General features: G+C 64.1%; 18 protein-coding genes and 2 pseudogenes. 4 read left to right on the top strand and 16 right to left on the bottom strand.

What is annotated here, in order from left to right:
• Positions 1-56: 56 nt before the first annotated feature.
• Both AC3EML_RS05250 and AC3EML_RS05245 read left to right on the top strand, forming a co-directional pair.
• Entirely contained in the window at positions 57-1,595 is a 1,539-nt protein-coding gene (locus AC3EML_RS05250) for a sugar ABC transporter ATP-binding protein (protein WP_352520620.1), read from the top strand.
• Positions 1,596-1,639: 44 nt separating this feature from the next.
• On the top strand, positions 1,640-2,626 hold the full coding sequence (locus AC3EML_RS05245) for an ABC transporter permease (protein ID WP_023672350.1): 987 nt from the start codon (positions 1,640-1,642) through the stop codon (positions 2,624-2,626).
• A gap of 2 nt (positions 2,627-2,628) precedes the next feature.
• On the opposite strand, the gene phnN is transcribed toward AC3EML_RS05245, so the two are convergent.
• The 9 genes from phnN to AC3EML_RS05200 form a co-directional block, all read right to left on the bottom strand.
• Positions 2,629-3,258, bottom strand: coding sequence for a phosphonate metabolism protein/1,5-bisphosphokinase (PRPP-forming) PhnN (gene phnN / locus AC3EML_RS05240; RefSeq protein WP_023732707.1), 630 nt, complete (start codon positions 3,256-3,258; stop codon positions 2,629-2,631).
• The gene (locus AC3EML_RS05235; protein ID WP_023732708.1) at positions 3,255-4,409 is read right to left on the bottom strand and encodes an alpha-D-ribose 1-methylphosphonate 5-triphosphate diphosphatase; all 1,155 of its coding nucleotides are present in this window, start codon (positions 4,407-4,409) and stop codon (positions 3,255-3,257) included. The genes phnN and AC3EML_RS05235 overlap by 4 nt, the downstream gene beginning before the upstream one ends.
• 15 nt (positions 4,410-4,424) lie before the next feature.
• Positions 4,425-5,150, bottom strand: coding sequence for a DUF1045 domain-containing protein (locus AC3EML_RS05230; RefSeq protein ID WP_352520621.1), 726 nt, complete (start codon positions 5,148-5,150; stop codon positions 4,425-4,427).
• A 153-nt stretch (positions 5,151-5,303) separates the two neighbouring features.
• Complete coding sequence (iolB, locus tag AC3EML_RS05225; protein ID WP_023732710.1) at positions 5,304-6,116, bottom strand: 5-deoxy-glucuronate isomerase; 813 nt, start codon at positions 6,114-6,116, stop codon at positions 5,304-5,306.
• 179 nt (positions 6,117-6,295) lie between these two features.
• Positions 6,296-6,544 (bottom strand): hypothetical protein, encoded by a 249-nt coding sequence (locus tag AC3EML_RS05220; RefSeq protein ID WP_023694642.1) that lies wholly within the window; start codon positions 6,542-6,544, stop codon positions 6,296-6,298.
• Between the two features lie 9 nt (positions 6,545-6,553).
• Positions 6,554-7,471: a myo-inosose-2 dehydratase gene (gene iolE / locus AC3EML_RS05215; protein ID WP_023814495.1), complete on the bottom strand. Its 918-nt coding sequence runs from the start codon at positions 7,469-7,471 to the stop codon at positions 6,554-6,556.
• Between the two features lie 148 nt (positions 7,472-7,619).
• Positions 7,620-9,470: a 3D-(3,5/4)-trihydroxycyclohexane-1,2-dione acylhydrolase (decyclizing) gene (gene iolD / locus AC3EML_RS05210; protein WP_352520622.1), complete on the bottom strand. Its 1,851-nt coding sequence runs from the start codon at positions 9,468-9,470 to the stop codon at positions 7,620-7,622.
• Positions 9,471-9,503: 33 nt separating this feature from the next.
• A complete protein-coding gene (locus tag AC3EML_RS05205) occupies positions 9,504-11,438 on the bottom strand; it encodes a bifunctional 5-dehydro-2-deoxygluconokinase/5-dehydro-2-deoxyphosphogluconate aldolase (RefSeq protein ID WP_352520623.1) in 1,935 nt (644 codons plus the stop codon).
• A gap of 152 nt (positions 11,439-11,590) precedes the next feature.
• A complete protein-coding gene (locus tag AC3EML_RS05200) occupies positions 11,591-12,436 on the bottom strand; it encodes a MurR/RpiR family transcriptional regulator (RefSeq protein WP_023703746.1) in 846 nt (281 codons plus the stop codon).
• Between the two features lie 213 nt (positions 12,437-12,649).
• Here AC3EML_RS05200 and AC3EML_RS05195 point away from each other — a divergent pair, with 213 nt between their 5' ends.
• Complete coding sequence (locus AC3EML_RS05195) at positions 12,650-13,759, top strand: Gfo/Idh/MocA family protein (RefSeq protein ID WP_352520624.1); 1,110 nt, start codon at positions 12,650-12,652, stop codon at positions 13,757-13,759.
• 12 nt (positions 13,760-13,771) lie between these two features.
• Here AC3EML_RS05195 and AC3EML_RS05190 read toward each other — a convergent pair whose 3' ends face one another.
• The gene (locus tag AC3EML_RS05190; protein WP_352520625.1) at positions 13,772-14,470 is read right to left on the bottom strand and encodes a helix-turn-helix transcriptional regulator; all 699 of its coding nucleotides are present in this window, start codon (positions 14,468-14,470) and stop codon (positions 13,772-13,774) included.
• A gap of 127 nt (positions 14,471-14,597) precedes the next feature.
• On the opposite strand from AC3EML_RS05190, the gene AC3EML_RS05185 reads away from it, so the two are divergent.
• On the top strand, positions 14,598-15,233 hold the full coding sequence (locus AC3EML_RS05185) for a LysE family translocator (protein ID WP_352520626.1): 636 nt from the start codon (positions 14,598-14,600) through the stop codon (positions 15,231-15,233).
• Positions 15,234-15,350: 117 nt separating this feature from the next.
• Here the strand turns inward: AC3EML_RS05185 and AC3EML_RS05180 are convergent, their stop codons facing one another.
• The 6 genes and pseudogenes from AC3EML_RS05180 to AC3EML_RS05155 all read right to left on the bottom strand — a co-directional run bounded on the left by AC3EML_RS05180 (position 15,351) and on the right by AC3EML_RS05155 (position 19,392).
• Entirely contained in the window at positions 15,351-15,866 is a 516-nt protein-coding gene (locus AC3EML_RS05180) for an SRPBCC domain-containing protein (protein WP_352520627.1), read from the bottom strand.
• Complete coding sequence (locus AC3EML_RS05175) at positions 15,844-16,203, bottom strand: ArsR/SmtB family transcription factor (RefSeq protein ID WP_352520628.1); 360 nt, start codon at positions 16,201-16,203, stop codon at positions 15,844-15,846. Before AC3EML_RS05175 ends, AC3EML_RS05180 begins: the two co-directional genes overlap by 23 nt.
• 75 nt (positions 16,204-16,278) lie before the next feature.
• Positions 16,279-17,370, bottom strand: coding sequence for a 3-deoxy-7-phosphoheptulonate synthase (locus tag AC3EML_RS05170; RefSeq protein ID WP_352520629.1), 1,092 nt, complete (start codon positions 17,368-17,370; stop codon positions 16,279-16,281).
• Positions 17,371-17,843: 473 nt separating this feature from the next.
• Positions 17,844-18,267: pseudogene (locus AC3EML_RS05165) on the bottom strand (PIN domain-containing protein).
• A pseudogene (locus tag AC3EML_RS05160) lies at positions 18,264-18,525 on the bottom strand (type II toxin-antitoxin system Phd/YefM family antitoxin). The pseudogenes AC3EML_RS05165 and AC3EML_RS05160 overlap by 4 nt, the downstream one beginning before the upstream one ends.
• A 72-nt stretch (positions 18,526-18,597) precedes the next feature.
• Positions 18,598-19,392, bottom strand: coding sequence for an SDR family oxidoreductase (locus AC3EML_RS05155; RefSeq protein WP_352497029.1), 795 nt, complete (start codon positions 19,390-19,392; stop codon positions 18,598-18,600).
• Positions 19,393-19,404 lie beyond the last annotated feature (12 nt).

Below are 19,404 nucleotides of genomic sequence, written 5' to 3'. Positions count from 1 at the left end.
AGGCCCGTCAGTCTGTAGCCCACCGGCTGCTGGCAAGCCTGATCAAATATGGCGTGATGAATTATTCCGACCCATCCATCGTCGCAACCACCCCGTTCCTCGGCCTCGAGAACGTGCGCAAGACCTATCCGGGCGTGGTGGCGCTGGATGGTTTTTCCATGGAGGTCAGGCCGGGAGAGGTGATCGGCTTGGTCGGCGAAAACGGCGCCGGCAAGTCGACCTTGATGAAGATCCTCGGCGGCGTCACCAGGCCGGACAGCGGCGCCATCACCGTCGACGGCGTTGCGCATGACGGGCTCACCGTCGAAGGCAGCCTGGGGTCGGGCATCGCCTTCGTCCACCAGGAACTCAATCTGTTCGAAAACCTCGATGTTGCCGCCAATATCTTCTTCGGCCGCGAGCCGTTGCGCGGCGGGCCGCTGAGATTGGTCGACCGCGCCAAGCTGCGCGAAATGGTGGCGCCGCTGCTGAAGCGTGTCGGCGCCAACTTTTCCGCCGATACGCCGGTTGCCTCGCTGTCGCTTGCCCAGCAGCAGATGGTCGAGATCGCCAAGGCGCTGTCGATCAAGGCACGGCTGGTCATCCTCGACGAGCCGACATCGAGCCTGCCGCTTGCCGAAACCGACAAGCTGCTCGACGTCATCAAGGCGCTGAAGGCCGATGGCATCAGCGTCATCTTCATTTCGCACCGGCTGCATGAGGTCGAGCGCGTCGCCGACCGCGTCGTGGTGCTGCGCGACGGCATGCTGGCCGGCACCTTGCCGAAGAGCGCCATCAACCACGACCAGATGGTCAAGCTGATGATCGGCCGCATGCTGAAGGAGCGCGAGAAGGCCTCCGAGGCGGCGCGGGCGCCGGGCGCCACGGCTCTCTCGGCCAAAGCCATCCGCACCCCCGCCTACCCTGCCCGGCCGGTCGACCTCGACATCAGGCGCGGTGAAATCCTCGGCCTCGCCGGCCTTGTCGGCTCCGGCCGCACCGAACTGGCGCGGGTGTTCTTCGGCATCGACAGCACGCTTGGCGGTGGGCTCGAACTCGGCGGCAAGCCGCTTGTACTGGGTTCGGCGGCCGATGCGGTCGCGCATGGCATTTTCCTGGTTCCGGAAGACCGCAAGCTGACCGGCATTTTGCTTGACCTGTCGATCGCGCAGAACATCTCGCTGCCCAACCTGCCGGCGCATGCGAAGCGTAGACTGGTGTCGGCAAGCTCCGAGGCCGCCACCGCAGAGAAGCAGAAGACGAATCTCGGCATCAAAGCGCCGTCGGTGCAGACGCGAACCGGCACGCTGTCGGGCGGCAACCAGCAGAAGGTGGTGCTGGGCAAATGGCTGGCGATGAACCCGAAGGTGATGATCCTCGATGAGCCGACGCGCGGCATCGATATCGGCGCCAAGGCCGAGATTTACGGGCTGATGCGAGCCTTGGCCGATGCCGGCGTCGCCGTGCTGATGATCTCCAGCGACATGGAAGAGGTGATCGGCGTGTCCGACCGCATCGCCGTCATGCATGAGGGCCAGATCTCGGGCATTCTCGACAAGGAACAATTCAGCCAGGAAAACGTGCTGTTGCTGGCGGTCGGCAAGCCGGCAAACTAGCGGGCTTCAGGCGATTGCCGGTCCGGCGCATTGGGGAGAAGACGATGAGCAAAAAAGATCTCGGCCTGCTGATCCTGATCCTGGTGGTCGGCGCCGTGGTGACCGCCATCAACCCGCGCTTCCTTTTGCCGATCAACCTCGCCAACACCTCGAACCTGATCGGCCTGTTCGGGATCCTCGCCATCGGCCAGGCCTTCGTCATCATCACGGGCGGCATCGAATTGTCGGTGGGGTCGCTGGTGGCGCTGCTCGGCACGCTGTTCATCGATTTCATCGCTGTGCGCGACATGCCATGGCCGCTGGCGCTGCCGCTGATCCTGGTGCTGGGCGGCATCATCGGGCTGGCGCATGGCTGGCTGATCACAAGGCTGAAATTGCAGCCCTTCGTGGTGACGCTGTGCGGCCTTTTGATCTATCGCGGGGTCGCCCGTTTCTATACCGCCGACGGCACCGCCGGCTTCGCCTTCGGCCAGAATTTTCCCGAGCTCGAATTCCTCACCGCGGGCCGCAGCTATGGCGTGCCCAACAGTTTCATCGCACTGATCGTCATTTCGATCGTCATGTGGGTGGTGCTGCACCGCTCGGTGTTCGGACGCTACCTCTATGCCATCGGCAAGAACGAAGAGGCGGCTAAATATTCGGGCATCCGCACCGGCCGCGTCGTGATGGCCGCCTATGTCATCTGCGGCGTTCTGACGGCGCTGTCGGCGATCTATTTCGCCATGTACACGCGCTCGATCTCGCCGGCCAGCCACGGCCAGTTCTACGAACTCTACGCCATTGCCGCCGCCGTGCTCGGCGGCTTCTCGCTGCGCGGCGGCGAAGGCTCGCTGGTTGGCGTCATCCTGGGCACCGTGCTGCTGCAGGAGTTGCAGAACCTGGTCAATCTGCTCGGCATCCCGTCCTCGCTCAACTTCGCGGTGATGGGCGGCGTGATCCTGATTGGCGTGCTGGTCGACCAGCAATGGGGCGTGTTCCGCGCAAGGCGGCTGATGCTCGATGCCAGCCGCAAGACTGTCGCGGCCGAGTAGCGCTACATCACGCCGGAGATATCCGAGAAGGCCATCGCCTTGCGCAGCACCTCGGCGAAGCGTTCTCCGGCGGCTTCGCGCTGGCCGCCGTTGTCGATGGAGGTGACACCGGGTCCGGACAAAGCGACATTGGCGCTGCGGGCGAGCCGAGCCAGCACTTCGCCGCGCGATTCGCGGCCGCGCTGGGCGAGACGCTCGGCGAGGATTTCCGGCGAAGCGGTGATCTCGACGACAGCCAGATTGGCATAGCGCTCCCGCAGCACCGGGATGACTGCGCGCGAGACATTGGCCACGGCGACATGGCCATTGGCTATCGACCAGTCGACATCGGCCGGGATGCCATAGCGCAGGCCGTGCGCCTCCCAGGAAATGGCGAAAGCGCCGTCGGCCTGGGCCTCGGCAAAGGCGGCGTCGGCCAGCGTGTCGTGATCCTCGCTTGCGGCGTCGCTCGGCCTGGTGATGACCCGGCGGACGAACTCCAGCCTCGTCTCGTCGGCAAACAAGGTGCGGGCATAGCCGATTACCGCATCCTTGCCGGCGCCGCTCGGGCCGACGACGGCGACAAACACGCCGTTGCGGAGCGGAAAGGCCTCGCTGCTGAGTTCGCGCTCGATCGACGCCGAGACCATCAGGCGACCCGGCGCCCTTGGCGCCAGACAGTGCGCACGACCGGCACATGGTCGTCGACGCGCACACGCACCAGATCGGCGCGGCGGCCCTGTTCGATGACGCCGCGGTCGTTGAGGCCGATCGCCTCGGCCGGATTCTTCGACACCATCGCAACCGCCTGCGGCAGGGAAATGCCCTCGACGACGTCGCCGAGGAAGAAGGCCGACTGGATCAGGCTGAAGGGAATGTAGTCGGACGACAATATGTCGAGCAGGCCGTCGCCGGCCAGCGTGCGGGCCGAGACATTGCCCGAATGCGAGGAGCCGCGCATGACGTTGGGCGCGCCCATCAGTACGCCGAGCCCGGCATCCTTCGAGGCCTTGGCGGCTTCCAGCGTGGTCGGGAATTCCGCGACGCGCACGCCCTGCTCGATCGCCTCGTCGACATGGCCTGATGTGGCGTCGTCATGGCTCGCCAGCACAATGCCCCGCTCGTTGCAGGCGGCTGATATCGCCACCCGGTTCGGTCCCGAATTCTTCGCCGATTCCGACATCCGCTTTTCGCAGAACAATTGGAAGTCGCGATCGGTCAATTTCAGCTTGCGCTGATAGTAATGGGCGTAGGTCTCGAGATTGACGAACTGACGCTGTCCCGGCGCATGGTCCATCAGCGAGGCCAGCTTGACCCGCTCGTCGCCATCGAAATTGGCGAAAGCCCGCAAGCAATCCGGCGCCGAGACCTCGCAGCGCAGGTGCAGGAAATGGTCGGCCCGCAACCGGTCTTTCGCGACGCTGTCCTCGATCGCGCCGGCGAGCTTGCGGATGTCGTCGGAGGTAATATCCGCGTCCTCGTCCATGCCGACACGCAAAGCGTCGAGCACGGTGGTGATGCCGGCGGTGGCCACCTGCGCGTCATGGGCAAGGACGGCGGCGATCGGGTTCCAGCGCACTTTCGGGCGCGGCGCATAGTGGCCTTCGAGATGGTCGGTGTGGAGCTCGACCAGACCGGGAATAATGTAGTCGCCGCCCATGTCCTCGCCAGCCATATTCCCGCCGATTTGGCCGGTGCCGGCGTCGACGCCGCAGATAAAACCGTCGCGCAGCACGAGCGACCCTTCGACGATCTCGTCGGCAAGCACGATGCGGGCGTTGTGGAGAACGGTTTCGGCGGTCATTCAGGCAGTCCTTGCTTACTCGGACGAATTGCGGTTAGCGGTTTTTCGGGCAGCGCGGCGGCCGAGCGCATGATGCGAAAGCACCATGAACGGAGCGCCCGGTTCGGTTTCGACGAACAGCGTCAGCGCATCCACCAGCACCGGCTGCTGCAGCACATCGGCGAACAGGCTGTCAATTGCCGCGCGCAGACGTTGGCTTTCCTGCGGCCCGGCCCGGCCGGACAGTGTCATGTGGAAGCGAAAGGTCTCGAACAGGTAGGGGTAGCCCCACTGACAGAGATTGCGGAACTCGGCCGGCTTCAGCGAATCCGGGCTGCGCCGTTCGATTTCCGCTTCGGTGAGCGGCCCGCGAAAACGGTCGAAGCTAAGCACGACATCATCAGCGAAACGGTTGAGCGGCGGCAGCGGGCCTTCCGGCAGCAAAGCGAAGAAACCATCGATCTGGCTGACGACCAGGCGCGGGATGGTGACCGTCGGCGTTGCTTCGGCAAAGGCGTCCAGCGCCGCGCGCAGCGAGCTTTCGGTTTCGTTGGCGGCCAACCGGAAGGGCGCTTTCAGCGTCGCATGAAAACCGTAGCGCCGCGCCGATGCGGTGTGAAAGGCGACTTCGGCCGCCGACAGCTCGCCCACCGCCTCGACCGGCCTTGTGGCGGCGCCAAAGGGGTCGCGGCCCAGCCAGTTGGCGGCAATCCGGGCCAACGGCTCGTCCTGCCTTGGGGTGAAATAGATGGCGTAGCGCATCGAAAAAAATCCTCGTCAGCCCGCTGCCATAGGCGATTTCCATGACGGATTGACGAAGCTTATGCGGGTTTTCGAAGGCAAATCGACCCCATGGTCGTTAGCCGACGATTTTTCGCTGCTGGACCAACAGCTTCCGCCGCAAGCGTAGGCCGATCAGGCCTTCATCAGCCACTCGTGCTCGGGCGCGTTGTGGAACTTCCACGTCCGCTTCGGCCCGGCCATGACGTTAAGATAATAGAGGTCGTAGCCGTGGCAGGCGGCGCAGGGGTGATAGCCCTTGGGCACCAGCACAACATCGCCGTCCTCGATCGCCATGGCTTCGTCCAGCTCGCGGGCGCCGGTCTTGTCGGCGTCGGTGTAGACGCGCTGGAAGGCAAAACCCTGCGGCGGGTTGAGGCGGTGGTAGTAGGTTTCCTCAAGATAGGATTCGGCCGGCAGATTGTCCTGGTCGTGCTTGTGCGGCGGGTAGCTCGATGTGTGGCCGCCGGGCGTGATGACCTCGACGACCAGCAGCGAGTCGGCGGGCTTGCCCTCGGGCAATATGTTGGTGACGTAGCGCGTGTTGGTGCCTTTGCCCCGAGTCTCCTGGCCGAGGTCGTGGGGTGCGATGACGCGAACGGGCAAGCCGCCGCCCAGGCCCGGCGCCGAGCAGACCGCGAGTTCGAGATCGGTGTCGGCGGTGACCGACCAGTCCGAACCCTCGGGGATATAAACCGACCACGGCTTGCCATCGAAGGGCGACATGCGCTCGCCGAGCAGGCCGAGTTCCCGGCCGCCGGCCTTTGCCGTGCCCTTGCCGGTGACGAACACCAGGCAGACTTCGCGATCCTGCGTCTTGCCGGATGCGGTCTCGCCCGGCTTCAGCCGGTGCAGGTCGAAGCCGACATAGGTCCATCCGGCGCTGTTGGGCGTGACATGCGCGACGCGGCCATGGCCCTTGTCGGCTTTGACGAGCAGTTTCGACATGTTTTGTCTCCTATCGCAAGTCTTCGAGGTCGGCCTCTCAACTTCGTCATCCTAGAGCGAAGCTCCGTCGCGAAGACCCTAGGATGACGAAGCGAGGGACATTCCGGCCAATCACCGACGTAGGCGATACGCCAGGTGTCGAGTGTCCGACCCGCAAGCCCTTCCGAGCCACGGCCGCTTCATTCCTTCGGTTCGGCGTCCGCCTTCGCTTCGCCGGTCTTCGGTCGATCAGGCGTAGCCTTGCTCTCCTCCACCGGCTTGTAAAGATAGAAGAACTGCCAGACGGCGTAGGCGGCAAAGCCGAGCGCAATGATGCCCCAGAACGGGGTGCCGGAGGCGAATTCTATTCCGGCCCAGATCACGCAGACGGCGACGACGGCAACGCGCCGCCACAGCGGCCGGAAGAACGGGTGCTCGTAATCCTTCATCGGACCGGCTTACGCATTGGGAAAGCCTTGCGTCTCGACCGTGTAGCCGGCCGCCGTCATCACCCGCATCAATTCCTTGTAACCCACGTGGGCCATCTTCAGCGGCGGGTTCTTTTTCGGGTCCTGCTCGGCCTCGACGACGAACCAGCCTTCATAGCCGTGGTCGGCGAAGCGCTGCACGATGGCGCCGAAATCGAGCGAACCGTCGCCAGGCACCGTGAAGGCACCGAGCGCCACGGCGTCGAGAAAGGACTGCTTTGTGCGGTCGAGCCCGTCGATCACGCCCATGCGCACATCCTTCACATGGACATGGCTGATCCGCTTGTGGTGGTTGTCGATGGCGCGCAGCACGTCGCCGCCGGCAAAGGCGAGATGCCCTGCATCGAGCAGCAACGGAATGCCTTCGCCGGAATGGCGCATGAAGGCATCGAGCTCCGGCTCAGTCTCGACCACTGCCGCCATGTGATGGTGATAGGACAGCGGCATGCCTTGCTCGGCGCACCATTCGCCGAATTCGGTGAGGCGCCTGGCATAGGCTCTCATCTCGTCGTTCGACAATTTCGGCTTGGTGGCGAGAGGCCTGGAGCGATCGCCCTGGATCGAGCGGCCGACCTCGCCATAGACGATGCAAGGCGCATTCACCGCCTTGAACAGGTCGATCATCGGCTGGATGCGATCCTTGTTCTTGCCCATGTCCTCATCGACCAGCGTGCCGGAGAACCAGCCGCCGCACAGCGTCACGTCGGCCTTTTTCAGGATAGGCAGCATGATTTCGGGGTCATTGGGAAAGCGGCGGCCCATTTCCATGCCGGTGAAGCCGGCCGAGCGCGACTGGCGCAGGCACTCTTCCAGCGAGACGTCGTCGCTGAGTTCGGCAAGATCGTCGTTCCACCACGCAATGGGGGACATGCCCAGTTTGGCTTTCAAGTTTTAGCTCCGGTCTCTTGTTCACCCTCCCCCTTGTGGGGAGGGTCGCTGCGAAGCAGCGGGGTGGGGGTGCGGCGCCAGACCCCCACCCGGACCTGCGGTCCGACCTCCTCACAAGGGGGAGGTAGGGGGCAGCGCTGACTTAGCATCAATCGCCGATTGTCTGCATCTGCCGCTTTTCGTCATAGGCTTTGCGCGCTGCGTTGACCTGCGGCCGTGCGGAGACTTCCGGCACCGCGACATCCCACCAATGGCCGCCGGCATCGGTGGAAATCAGCGGGTCGGTGTCGATGACCAGCACGGTGGTGCGGTCGTTGGTTTTCGACTTTTGCAGCGCGGTCTCCAGGCCGGTGATCGACGGCACCTTCTCGGCAATAGCGCCCATGCTGGCCGCATGCGCGGCGAAGTCGATGTCGGGCAGGATCTCGTGGCGCGCGTCCTTCAAGAGGTTGTTGAAGTTGGCGCCGCCGGTGGCCATCTGCAGCCGGTTGATGCAGCCATAACCCCTGTTGTCGAGCACCACGATGGTCAGCTTCAGGCCAAGCATCACCGACGTGGCGATTTCGGAATTCATCATGAGGTAAGAGCCGTCCCCGACCATGACGACTATCTCCTGGTCGGGCTTGGCCATCTTGGCGCCGAGCCCGCCGGCAATCTCGTAGCCCATGGTCGAGAAGCCATATTCGCCATGGTACGAGCCGGGCGCGCCCGCCTGCCAGAGTTTATGCAGTTCGCCCGGCAAGCCGCCCGAAGCATTCAACAGCGTCACGCCTGAGCCCAGGGCGCGCTGCACGGCGCCGATCACCTGCGCATCCGAGGGGAAGGCGGCGTTGGTCGACGCCGTCACCTTGGAGGCTTCGGCCTGCCAGGCCTTTTTGCCCCGGGTCGCATTGTCGGTCCATGTCGCCGGTGCTTCCCAGCCCCCCAGCGCCGCACCGAGTTCGACAAGCCCTTCGGCCGCATCGGCGACCAGCGGCAGCGCGCGGTGCTTGCCGGCGTCGAAAGGCTGCACGTTGAGCCCGATGATGGTCTTGCCGGAGTTCTTGAACAGCGCCCACGAGCCGGTGGTGAAATCCTGCAGGCGGGTGCCGATGGCGAGCACGACATCGGCTTCTTCCGCCAGCCGGTTGGCCGCGGACGTGCCGGTGACGCCGACCGCCGCCATGTTGAGCGGATGTGTGTCGGGCAGCGAGGATTTGCCGCCTTGCGTCTCGCAGACCGGAATGCCGGCGCTCTCGGCGAATTTCGCCAGTTCATCCGAAGCCTGCGAATACAGCACGCCGCCGCCGGCGATGATCAGCGGTTTTTTCGCACCCTTCAGCGCGGTGACCGCCGCCGCCAATTCATGCCGGTCCGGACGCGGCCGGCGCTGGTGCCAGACGCGCTCGGCGAAAAAGCTCTCGGGATAGTCATAGGCCTCGGCCTGCACGTCCTGGCAGAGCGACAGCGTCACCGGGCCGCATTCCGCCGGATCGGTCAGCACCTGCATGGTCCGCGCCAATGCCGGGATGATCTGCTCGGGACGGGTGATGCGGTCGAAATAGCGCGACACCGGACGGAAGCAGTCATTGACCGTCGCGGTGCCGTCGGAAAAGTCCTCGGCCTGCTGCAGCACCGGGTCGGGAATGCGGTTGGCGAAGACATCGCCCGGCAAAAACAGGACGGGCAACCTGTTTACATGGGCGAGGGCCGCCGCCGTCACCATGTTGAGCGCACCGGGGCCGATCGACGAGGTCGCGGCCATGAAGCGGCGGCGGAAATTGGCCTTGCCATAGGCGATCGCCGCATGCGCCATCGCCTGCTCATTGTGGGCGCGGAAGGTCGGCAATTCGTCGCGCAGCTGGTACAGCGCCTCGCCGATGCCGGCGACATTGCCGTGACCGAAGATCGCCCACACACCGCCGAAGATGGGCACTCTTCTGCCGTCGATCTCGGTCATCTGCTTGCTCAGAAAGCGGGTCAGCGCCTGCGCCATCGTCAGGCGGATTGTCTTGCTCATGGTGTTTTCCTCCGCAGTCCTCTTGCCGCGCCTTTATGCTGCTTTACGGCCACGCGCGGCAAGCCACGCTTCGGTCAACTGTTCGAAGCGCGCGGCCATGTCGGCGATAGCCTCGTCATCCGTCATCTTGCCTGCCAGCCATCGTTCGGCGGCGTGGACGAAGATGGTGCGGCCGACGGCAAAGCCCTTGACGATCGGCGCCTTGGCGGTGGCGGCAAAGGCCGCTTCCAGTTCGTCCTGCGGCGCTTCGAGACCCAGCAGCACGACGCCACGACACCAGGGATCGTGCTTCAGGATCACCGCTTCGATCTTGGCCCAGGCGCCGGCCGACGCCTGCGGTTCGAGCTTCCACCAGTCCGGCTTGATGCCAAGCGCATAGAGTTCTTCCAGGGCGCGCGGGATGGTCGTTTCGTCGAGCTTGCCGTGCTTGCCGGCGATGATCTCGACCAGAAGCTCCCGGCCGACCTTCCGCGCGGCTTCGAACAGCGAGCGCAGCTTCTGCTGCTGCTCATCCTTGAGCGCTGCCGGATCGTCGGGGTGATAGAAGCACAGGCATTTGATGCAGTGGTCGACCGGCCATTCCACCAGTTGCGAGCCGATGTCCTGCGAGAACTCGAAGCGCAGCGGCCGCGAGCCCGGCAGTTCGACGGGACGGCCGAGCCAGGCAAAGGGGTGGCGGGCGAATTCGAACATCGCTTCGCGGCCATGCTTCTCGTCGATCAGCATGCCATAGCCGTCGCGGCCGGCGGCGACTTTCGCCGCAGCCTTGACCGCCAGCACCTTGAAATCGCGGATGCGCGCCGGATCGGCGCCGGTCTTTGCCGCGACGTCCTCAAGCTGCACACGGTGGTCGCAGGCGAGCGCCATCATCGAGGGGATATCGCGGCGGCGGGTCGTCGCCCAATGGATGTGGTTGATCGCCTCGTCCTTGCGCAACGCTAAGTGCTTGCTGCCGTTCTTGAGGAAGAACTGCAATTCCTCGAAGGTGGGATATTCCGGCGCGCAGAGCAGCCGCGACACGGCGAAGGCGCCGCAGGCATTGGCCCAGGTCGCCGCCGTTGCCAGGTTTTCGCCACCGAGCCAGCCGCGCAGAAAACCGGACATGAAGGCATCACCCGCGCCGAGCACATTGTAGATCTCGATCGGAAAGCCCTTGCCGACGATACCGTCTTCCAGATCGTCGCTGACCGGCCCGTCATAGACGATGCAGCCCATGGCGCCGCGCTTCAGTACGATGGTTGCCTTGGACAGCGCGCGGATCGTCTTCAGCGCGCTCAGGCAATCGTCGGCGCCCGAGGCGATCATGATCTCTTCCTCGGTGCCGACGATGAGGTCGCAATCGGGCAGCACCGTCTTCAGCTGGGCTGAGACGCGGTCGGATTTGACATAGCGCTCAAAACCTTCGGCATGGCCGGCGAGGCCCCAGAGGTTGGGGCGGTAGTCGATGTCGAACACCACCTTGCCGCCCCTGGCCTTGATGATGCGGATCGCCTTGCGCTGGGCGGCGTCGCTGTTGGGCCGGGAAAAATGCGTGCCGGTGACGACGATGGAACGGGCCGAGGCGATGAAGGCTTCATCGATGTCTTCTTCGGCGAGCGCCATGTCGGCGCAGTCGCTGCGATAAAAGATCATTGGCGAGACGCCTTCGCTCTCGACCGAAAGCAGCACCAGGGCCGTCAGCCGTTCCTGGTCGGTCTTGAGCCCATCGACATTGACGCCTTCGCGCCTGAGCTGCTCGCGGATGAAGCGGCCCATCTGCTCGTCGCCGACGCGGGTGAGCAGCGCCGAGCGCAGGCCTAGTCTCGCCGTGCCAACCGAGATGTTGGCCGGGCAGCCGCCGACCGATTTGGCGAAGGAGGTGATGTCCTCCAGCCGCGAGCCGATCTGCTGGCCGTAAAGGTCGACGGAAGCGCGACCGATGGTGATGACATCGAGCGTCGCCTGTTTGGCGTCCATGGCTTCGCTCATTGGAACCTCCCGTCGGTCTTGTTGTCTTGAGCAACGTAGTTGGGGGACACGCGCGAGCGGCAGCGTGGCGCCGGGAATATGAAATAATAATTCCAATCCATAGTCAATATGGAATGAGCATTCCTCCGCGAATTCGAACGCCGGGCGCCGGCCTAGGCCTTACGCTTCTTTCCGGTGCTGCGGCGCTTCTCGCCGACGCCGACGGTGAGCGCCATGGCCAGCGCCATGGTGGCCGACAGCGAGCGGAAGCCGGCAAAATCGGCCTCGGCAACCTCGAACCAGACCTTGGCGAACTGCGCTAGTGGCGAAAACGAACTGTCGGTGATGGCGATGATCGGCACGCCCTGTTCGGAAATGGTGCGGGCCTCCTCGATGGTGGCCGGCGCATAGGGCGAGAAACTGATGGCAATGACGGCGTCCGCCGGGGTGGCGAAGGCGACCATCTCGGCATTGAGGCCGGCGGCGGATTCGATCAGCTGGTTGCGGATCTTCAGCTTGCCCAAGGCATAGGCAATGTAGCTCGCCACCGGGTAGGAGCGGCGCTTGGCCAGGACATAGATGGTCTCGGCCTTGGCCAGCAGCGAGATCGCGTCTTCCAGATGCGCCTCGTCCAGCGAGCGCGAAATATCGTTGAGCGAAGTGCTGGCGGCGGCGACGAAGCCGTCGAAGATGGCTCGGTGTCCAGCACCCGCATCGGCCTTGGCGCGCAGCGCCTGCAGGCGTTCGTCATAAGAGGAATTGCGCTCGCGCAGCCGCTCGCGAAACACCTGCTGCAGGCTGGTGAAGCCGTCGAAGCCTAGTTGCTGGGCAAAGCGGATCAAGGTGGACGGCTGCACGCCCGCCGAAGCGGCGATGCTGGCGGCGGTGCCGAAGGCGATGTCATCGGGATTGTCGAGCGCATAGGCGGCGATCTGGGCGATGCGCTTGGGCAAGGTTTCACGGCGATCGAGGATCGTGGCGCGCAGCGTCTCGAAGTCGCGAGGTACCCGTTCGTCCATCGTCGCCCCGTCCAAGCTCATCTAGAGCATGATGCCGAAAAGTGTGCAGCGGTTTTCGGACGACATCATGCTCTCTTTAACTCAAGTGACGTCCTCTCTGCCCCATCATAGCGAGCCTGCGCAAGAAGGCCATAAAAAATGAGGCAGACATTCCATTCGGAGAAGAAATGGACTAATTCATCCATCGATCGCTTCAGGTATTGGGAGAAAGAAATGGTCGGCGTTGGTCTTATCGGCACGGGTTTCATGGGCAAATGCCACGCCATTGCGTGGAGCGCCGTCGGCGCCGTCTTTCCCGATGTCGCCAAGCCGAAGCTGGTCCATCTCGGCGAGGTCAACGAGGAGTTGGCCAAGCGTAAGGCCGGCGAGTTCGGCTTCGCCAAGGCGTCCGGCGACTGGCGCGCGGTCGTCAACGACCCCGAGGTCGATATCGTCTCGCTGACCACGCCCAACCAGTTCCATCCGGAGATGGCCATCGCTATTCTCGAAGCCGGCAAGCATCTGTGGTGCGAGAAGCCGATGGCGCCGAGCTTTGCCGAAGCAGCGGCGATGGCGGCCGCTGCCAGGGAATCCGGCAAGGTCGCAGCCCTTGGCTACAACTACATACAGAGCCCGGCCATCCGCCACATCGGTGCGCTGCTCGAGGAAAAGATCATCGGCGAGGTCAACCATCTGCGCATCGAGATGGACGAGGACTTCATGGCCGACCCCGAAGCACTGTTCTTCTGGAAGCATGAGGCCGCATCCGGCTATGGCGCGCTCGACGATTTCGCCGTGCATCCGCTGTCGCTGGTCTCGACGCTGTTCGGCCGCGTCGCAAAAGTCATCTGTGACATGGCCAAGCCCTATGTCGACCGCAAGCTGGCCGCCGGCGGCCGCCGCGCCGTCGAGACCTACGACATCGCCAGCGTGCTGATGCATCTGGAAAACGGCATTGCCGGCACGCTGCTGGTCAACCGCTCGGCCTGGGGCCGCAAGGGCCGCATCGCCATCCAGATTTTCGGCTCCAAGGGATCGATCCTGTTCGACCAGGAGCGGATGAACGAAATCCAGCTCTATGTCACCGCCGATCGCCCGACCGAACAGGGCTACCGCACCATACTGGTCGCGCCGCACCACAAGCCTTACGACGCCTTCCTCCCGGCGCCGGGCCATGGGCTCGGCTTCAACGACCTCAAGATCATCGAGTGCCATGAATTGCTGACGCGGCTTGCCGGCAGGCCGGCGCGGGTCATCGAATTTGCCGAAGGGCTGGAGATCGAGCGCACCGTGCACGCGATGGCGAGGTCGTTCGAGGAGAAGCGCTGGGTGGATGTGCGGTAAGATCCGCTCGCTTCAGCCGCCAGCGACAGCATTCGCCTCCCAGCCATTGACCCAGACCTGGCGCAGGCGATCGCCTTCGCCCTTGAAGCGCAGGCTGGTCGGCTGGCAGGCCTCGATGCGATCGCTGCGGAAATTGCGGATGGCCTGGCGCAGTTCGCACCAGGCGACGATGTTGGCGGTTTCTGAATAGTAGATCAGCGCGATTGGACGGATCAGCCGCTCGGAGGCGCGGCCGATTTCGTCGCGATAGGACAGGTCGAGCTTTTCCTCGTCGCGGATGGCGCGGCGCACAAGCGCCAGATCGATGGTGCCGATTGCCGGTGCAGCGAACCCCCAGACATGCAGTGCGTTGGCGTCGAACGCCTGGCGTAGTGGCGGCGGCACGGCGCCGGCGATCTTGGCGCTGACGCGCTTGGCCGCCTGCTTGAGTTCGCTGTCTCCCGTGCGCTCCAGCAGGGCGAGCGACAGGACGATCGCCTCCATCTCCTCGATTGAGAACATCAGCGGTGGCAGGTCGAAGCCGGGCCGCAATATATAGCCGATGCCACGCCCGCCTTCGATCGGCACGCGCATCGCCTGCAGTGCGGCGATGTCGCGATAGATCGAACGCACCGTGACTTCCAGCTGCCCGGCGATCATCGCCGCCGTCACCGGCTGCCGCGCCAGCCGCAGGATCTGGATGATCTCGAACAGGCGCGACGCCTTGCGCATTTCCTCTCCCTGATGAAACGCTACTGACACATCCCCGTCAGTTGGGGTGATTTATTGGACTGCCTATCAGCTTGAAAATCAACAAATTCCTTAACGGCACCCCAGCAGGAAGCGACAAGCAACTGACATGAGTTACGCGGAAAATCTCTGGCTGTTCTTTATCCTGCTGTCCGGCATCATCATCGTGCCCGGCATGGACATGCTGTTCGTGCTGGCCAATGCGCTCACCGGCGGCCGCGACCGGGGCCTCGCCGCCACGGGCGGCATCATGGTCGGCGGCATCGTGCACACGCTGAACGGCGCCATCGGCGTCGGCCTGCTGATGCATTTCGTACCAATCCTGTACAAGCCGCTGCTGATAGCCGGCGCCGCCTACATGGCCTTCATCGGCATCTCGCTGATGCGCAGTTCCATCACCGTCGGCCATGACGGGCCCGCCGGCAGCCGTACGGCCTGGAAGGCCTTTCGCCAGGGACTGGTGACCTGCCTGATCAACCCGAAGGCCTATCTCTTCATATTTGCCGTCTATCCGCAGTTCCTGAAGCCGGATTACGGCCCGATCTGGACGCAGGCGACGGTCATGGGCTTGCTGACGATGCTGACGCAGGCCGCCATCTATGGCGGGCTCGCCATCACCGCCGGCCGCAGCCGCAATCTGCTGGTGGCCAATCCGCGGGCGACCGCTTTTGCGGGCCGGGCGGCCGGACTGCTGCTGTTTGCGGTCTCGGTGTTTACGGCATGGGAAGGGTTGAGGGCAGCGTGATCCCGATCAAGCGATGACGCCGCGTATCTTCGTCTCGGCGCTGCGCTTGCGGATCACTGTCCCGGTCTTTTCGTCGTCGAGGGGGGGGCAGCAACCCCGTCCCGGAGATCGATGACGTCATGACCGCCTCACGCTCTCGCCCAAGACGACGAGAAGCTCGTCCAATTGCTCGAACGTCTCGCCCATCGCATCCGCCGCCCCGGTACCGGCCGCGTCGAGAGCCTCCTTCGAGGGATAGAGTTCGTGCATGACCAGCAGCGTCTTGCCACCCTTTTCCTCGAAGGTCAGCGTGGTGACGGGTCCCCCGTCACCACCTTCCTCATTGGTCCAGACGAGGCGTGAGTGCGGTGTCACTTCGATATACCTGCCGAAGAATTCGTGAAGGTCCGAGGCGTCGTGGCCGAACACCAGGCGGTACGTGCCTCCTGTACGAGCATCCATCTCGCAGGAACGCAGGAACATGCCCATCGACTTCGGCACCCACCACTGCTTGAACAGCTCGGGCTTGGTCCACGCCTCGAACACGATGCGCGCCGGACCGTTGACTGTTCGCGTGACGACCAGCTCGCGCTCGGACTTCCGTTCGACCGTGGTGCGGTTGTTCGTGGGCTCACTCTTGGTTCTTTCGCGCATCGGCTTTCTCCTTCCGTTTCAATTCCTCGACAACCTTGTCCAACTCGTTGAAGCGCGCGTCCCAGAGCAGGCGGTGCCGCTCGATCCAGGCCGCCTCTTCATCCAGTCCGCGCAGGCCGAGCTTGCAGGTCCGCACGCGGCCAACCTTCTGCGTGGTGACGAGCCCCGCCTGCTCCAGGACGCCGACGTGCTTCTTCATGCCCGTGAGGGTCATGTGGAACTTTCCGGCAAGCTCGGTGATCGAAGCATCTGCGCGTCCGAGCTGCTCCAGAACGCCACGCCGGGTGGCGTCCGAGAGCGCGGCGAACGAGGAGTCCAAGTCGGCATACTGAACCATATGGTTCAGTATCTAGCAGACCGGTGGCCGGGGTGCAAGGGGAGCCGCAGCGTCCTTCCCGCGCATCGCCTCGTATCAGGCGGCGCCCGGCCGGTTCTCCATCATGGCGCGGCGGGCTGAGCGGCGCCATTCTACGGCGCCGGCGAGGCCGTGCAGCACCGTCTCGGTGGTCGCCCAGTCGATGCAGCCATCTGTGATGCTCTGGCCATAGACGAGCGGCTTGCCGGGCACGACATCCTGACGGCCGGCAACGAGATTGCTCTCGATCATGAGGCCGATGATACGCTCGTCCCCTGCTGCCACCTGGCCGGCGACATCGGCCGCCACCTTCGGCTGGTTCTCCGGCTTTTTGCTCGAATTGGCATGGCTGACATCGATCATCAGCCTGGGCGCCACGCCGACGCGGGCGAGTTCGGCCGAGGCGGCCTCGACGCTTGCCGCGTCGTAATTCGGCTGAAGGCCGCCGCGCAGGATGACGTGGCAGTCCTCATTGCCGGTGGTCGCGGCAATGGCGCTGCGGCCGCCCTTGGTCACCGCCATGAAATGGTGCGGCTGGGCAGCCGATTTCACCGCTTCGGCGGCGATCCTGAGATTGCCGCCGGTGCCGTTCTTAAAGCCGACCGGACAGGACAAGCCGGAGGCCAGTTCGCGGTGGATCTGGCTCTCGGTGGTGCGCGCGCCGATGGCGCCCCAGGCGACGAGGTCGGCAATGTATTGCGGGATGGTCATGTCGAGGAACTCGGTCGCCGCCGGCAGGCCGAGATTGTTGACGGCCGACAGCACGTTGCGCGCCATCCGCAACCCTTTCTCGATGTTGAAGCTGCCATCGAGGTCGGGATCGTTGATCAGGCCCTTCCAGCCGACCGTGGTGCGCGGCTTCTCAAAATAGACGCGCATGACGATCTCGAGCCGGTCGGACAGGGTCTCGCGCAGCGCCGCCAGACGGCTGGCATAGTCAACGGCCGCGACCGGATCGTGGATGGAACAAGGGCCGACGATGACAAGCAGCCGGTCGTCGGTGCCGTTCAAGATGGCATGGGTGGCGTTGCGTGATGCGCTCACGGTGCGCGTTGCCGTCAGCGTGCGCGGGATCTCCCGCATCACCTCGTCCGGCGTACTCAATTCTCGGATTTCCTTGACCCGAAGATCGTCTGTGGTGGTCAACACGGCTTTCTGCTCCTGTTTTTAGGAGACCTGCCGGCTGATACAAAAAAGCCGCCAGGTCTGGCGGCTGTTCGGACTTGTTGCTGCAATCTTCAGATCGAGCGCAATCCTCCCGCCGCCAGCGAGCTGCTAAAGTACCAATACGAGGCGGTCAGGTTGATCATGAGGCTCATATAGTCGATGCCGAGGCGCTTGTCACGTGGGGTATGCGGAGATAATTCGGGATGGGCCGAATCCTCGCGATTTCGTCATCCCAGGGCGGAGCAGGAGCGAAGCTCCGTCGCGGAGACCCTGGGATCCATTCCGTGACCTGGGCCGTGGAGTGCGGCGGAGCAGAATTCTGGACCGTAGCAGCGCTCTGAAGTCGCGGCATGGATCCTCGGGTCTGCGCTGCGTCGCTACGCTCCTTGCTCCGCCCGTGGATGACGAAGTGCCGGCGGTTTCGCCAATCGCCAACACGTATAACGCGGAGCGGCTCATGCCGTCCAGGGATCGAAAAGTTCAATTCCCAAGCCTTCGAAATCTTTCGTATTGCGCGTTGCCAAGGTGAGCTCGTGCGCAATCGCAGTGGCTGCGATCAGGCCGTCCATCGACGATAGACCACGACCGCGGCGCTTGCCAAAACCCATCAGGTCGCCCCAGGCCAAAGGCAACCGCATCGTCCACCGGCAAAACCCGCTGTTCGAAGCGCTGGGGCAGGTCCCGGGCGAGCCATTCGGCCAGCGCCTCGCGTTTGCGGCCCTCATCCATCAGAGAGACGCCGCGCCGGATCTCGGCGATCGACACTACGCTGATGAAGGAGCGGTCCTCATCAAGCTCGTCCAGCCAGCCCAGGACACGTGCGACAGGCGCTGGCCTCGTCACCTCGGACAGGACATTCGTGTCGAGCAGCAGTCTCACCGCGGCAGGTCACGCGGTTCGTCGCTGACGTTCAAGGTCGAGATCGGCGCCGCGCAGCGGCGAGTCCAGCAGGAACTCGGCAAGCGTACCCTTGCGTGCGATCTTGCGCTGCCATTCCTCGGCCGAGACGACAACCACGCTTGGTTTGCCGTTCTTGGTGATCGTCTGCGGCGAGGACTGCGCGCGCTCGATGACCTCGGAGAGCCGGGCTTTTGCCCCGGCAACCGTCCAGTTGGTGCCTTTGGATGACGTTAGCATCGCATCCCTCGCGACTATCATGACTATCATGACTATCTGGGAATGGCGATGTTGCTGCAACAGGGTTTGAGGCTACTCCGGCGAGGTCCCCGCGACGTTCTGGTCGTAGTCAACCAGCGAGCCGGTCATGACACCGGATTGCGGGCTGGCCATGTAGCTGATCAGCCGCGCCAGTTGGTCGGGCTTCACCAGTTGGCCCATGGGCTGGCCGGCCTCTGCCTTTGCCAGCCAGTCGTCGGAGGCACCGTGCCATTTCTTCTGCACGATGTCCTCGCCCTCGGTGTCCATCCAGCCCGGCAGCACGGCGTTGCAGCGGATGCGGTTGAAACGATAGGCGTTGGCGACGTTCTTGGTCAGCGTCGCCAGCGCGCCCTTGCTGGAGGAATAGGGCGCAAGGAACGACTGGCCGCAATGTGCCGACATCGACAGCACGTTGACGATCGAGCCCGGCGCCTTCTTGTCCAGGAGATGGGCCACCACGCCCTGCATCAGGAAGAACGGGCCGCGCACGTTGGTCTGGAAAATCTGGTCGAAGGTCTCCTCGGAGGTTTCGACCAGCGAACCGCGCGCGGACGTGGCGGCGGCGTTGACCAGCGCGTTGATGGTGCCGAAATGCGAGATCGCGGTTGCCACCGCACGCTTGCAGTCCGCCACTTTCGAGACGTCGGCGCTGATGAAGATCGCATCGACGCCGGCCTTCTTGAAGTGGGCGACCGCCTTGTCGCCCTTCTCCTGCGAGCGGCCGATGAGCGCCAGCGCCTTGCAGCCCTCGTCGGCCAGCGCTTCGGCGACGGCAAAGCCGATGCCTTGCGCACCGCCGGTGACGATGGCGCGCGTGTTCGAATTGCGATCGGCGGATGTGCTCATCGCTCTGCTCCT

It is taken from the genome of Mesorhizobium sp. P170090, assembly GCF_057786115.1.
This window is presented reverse-complemented; position numbering and strand designations above follow the sequence as displayed.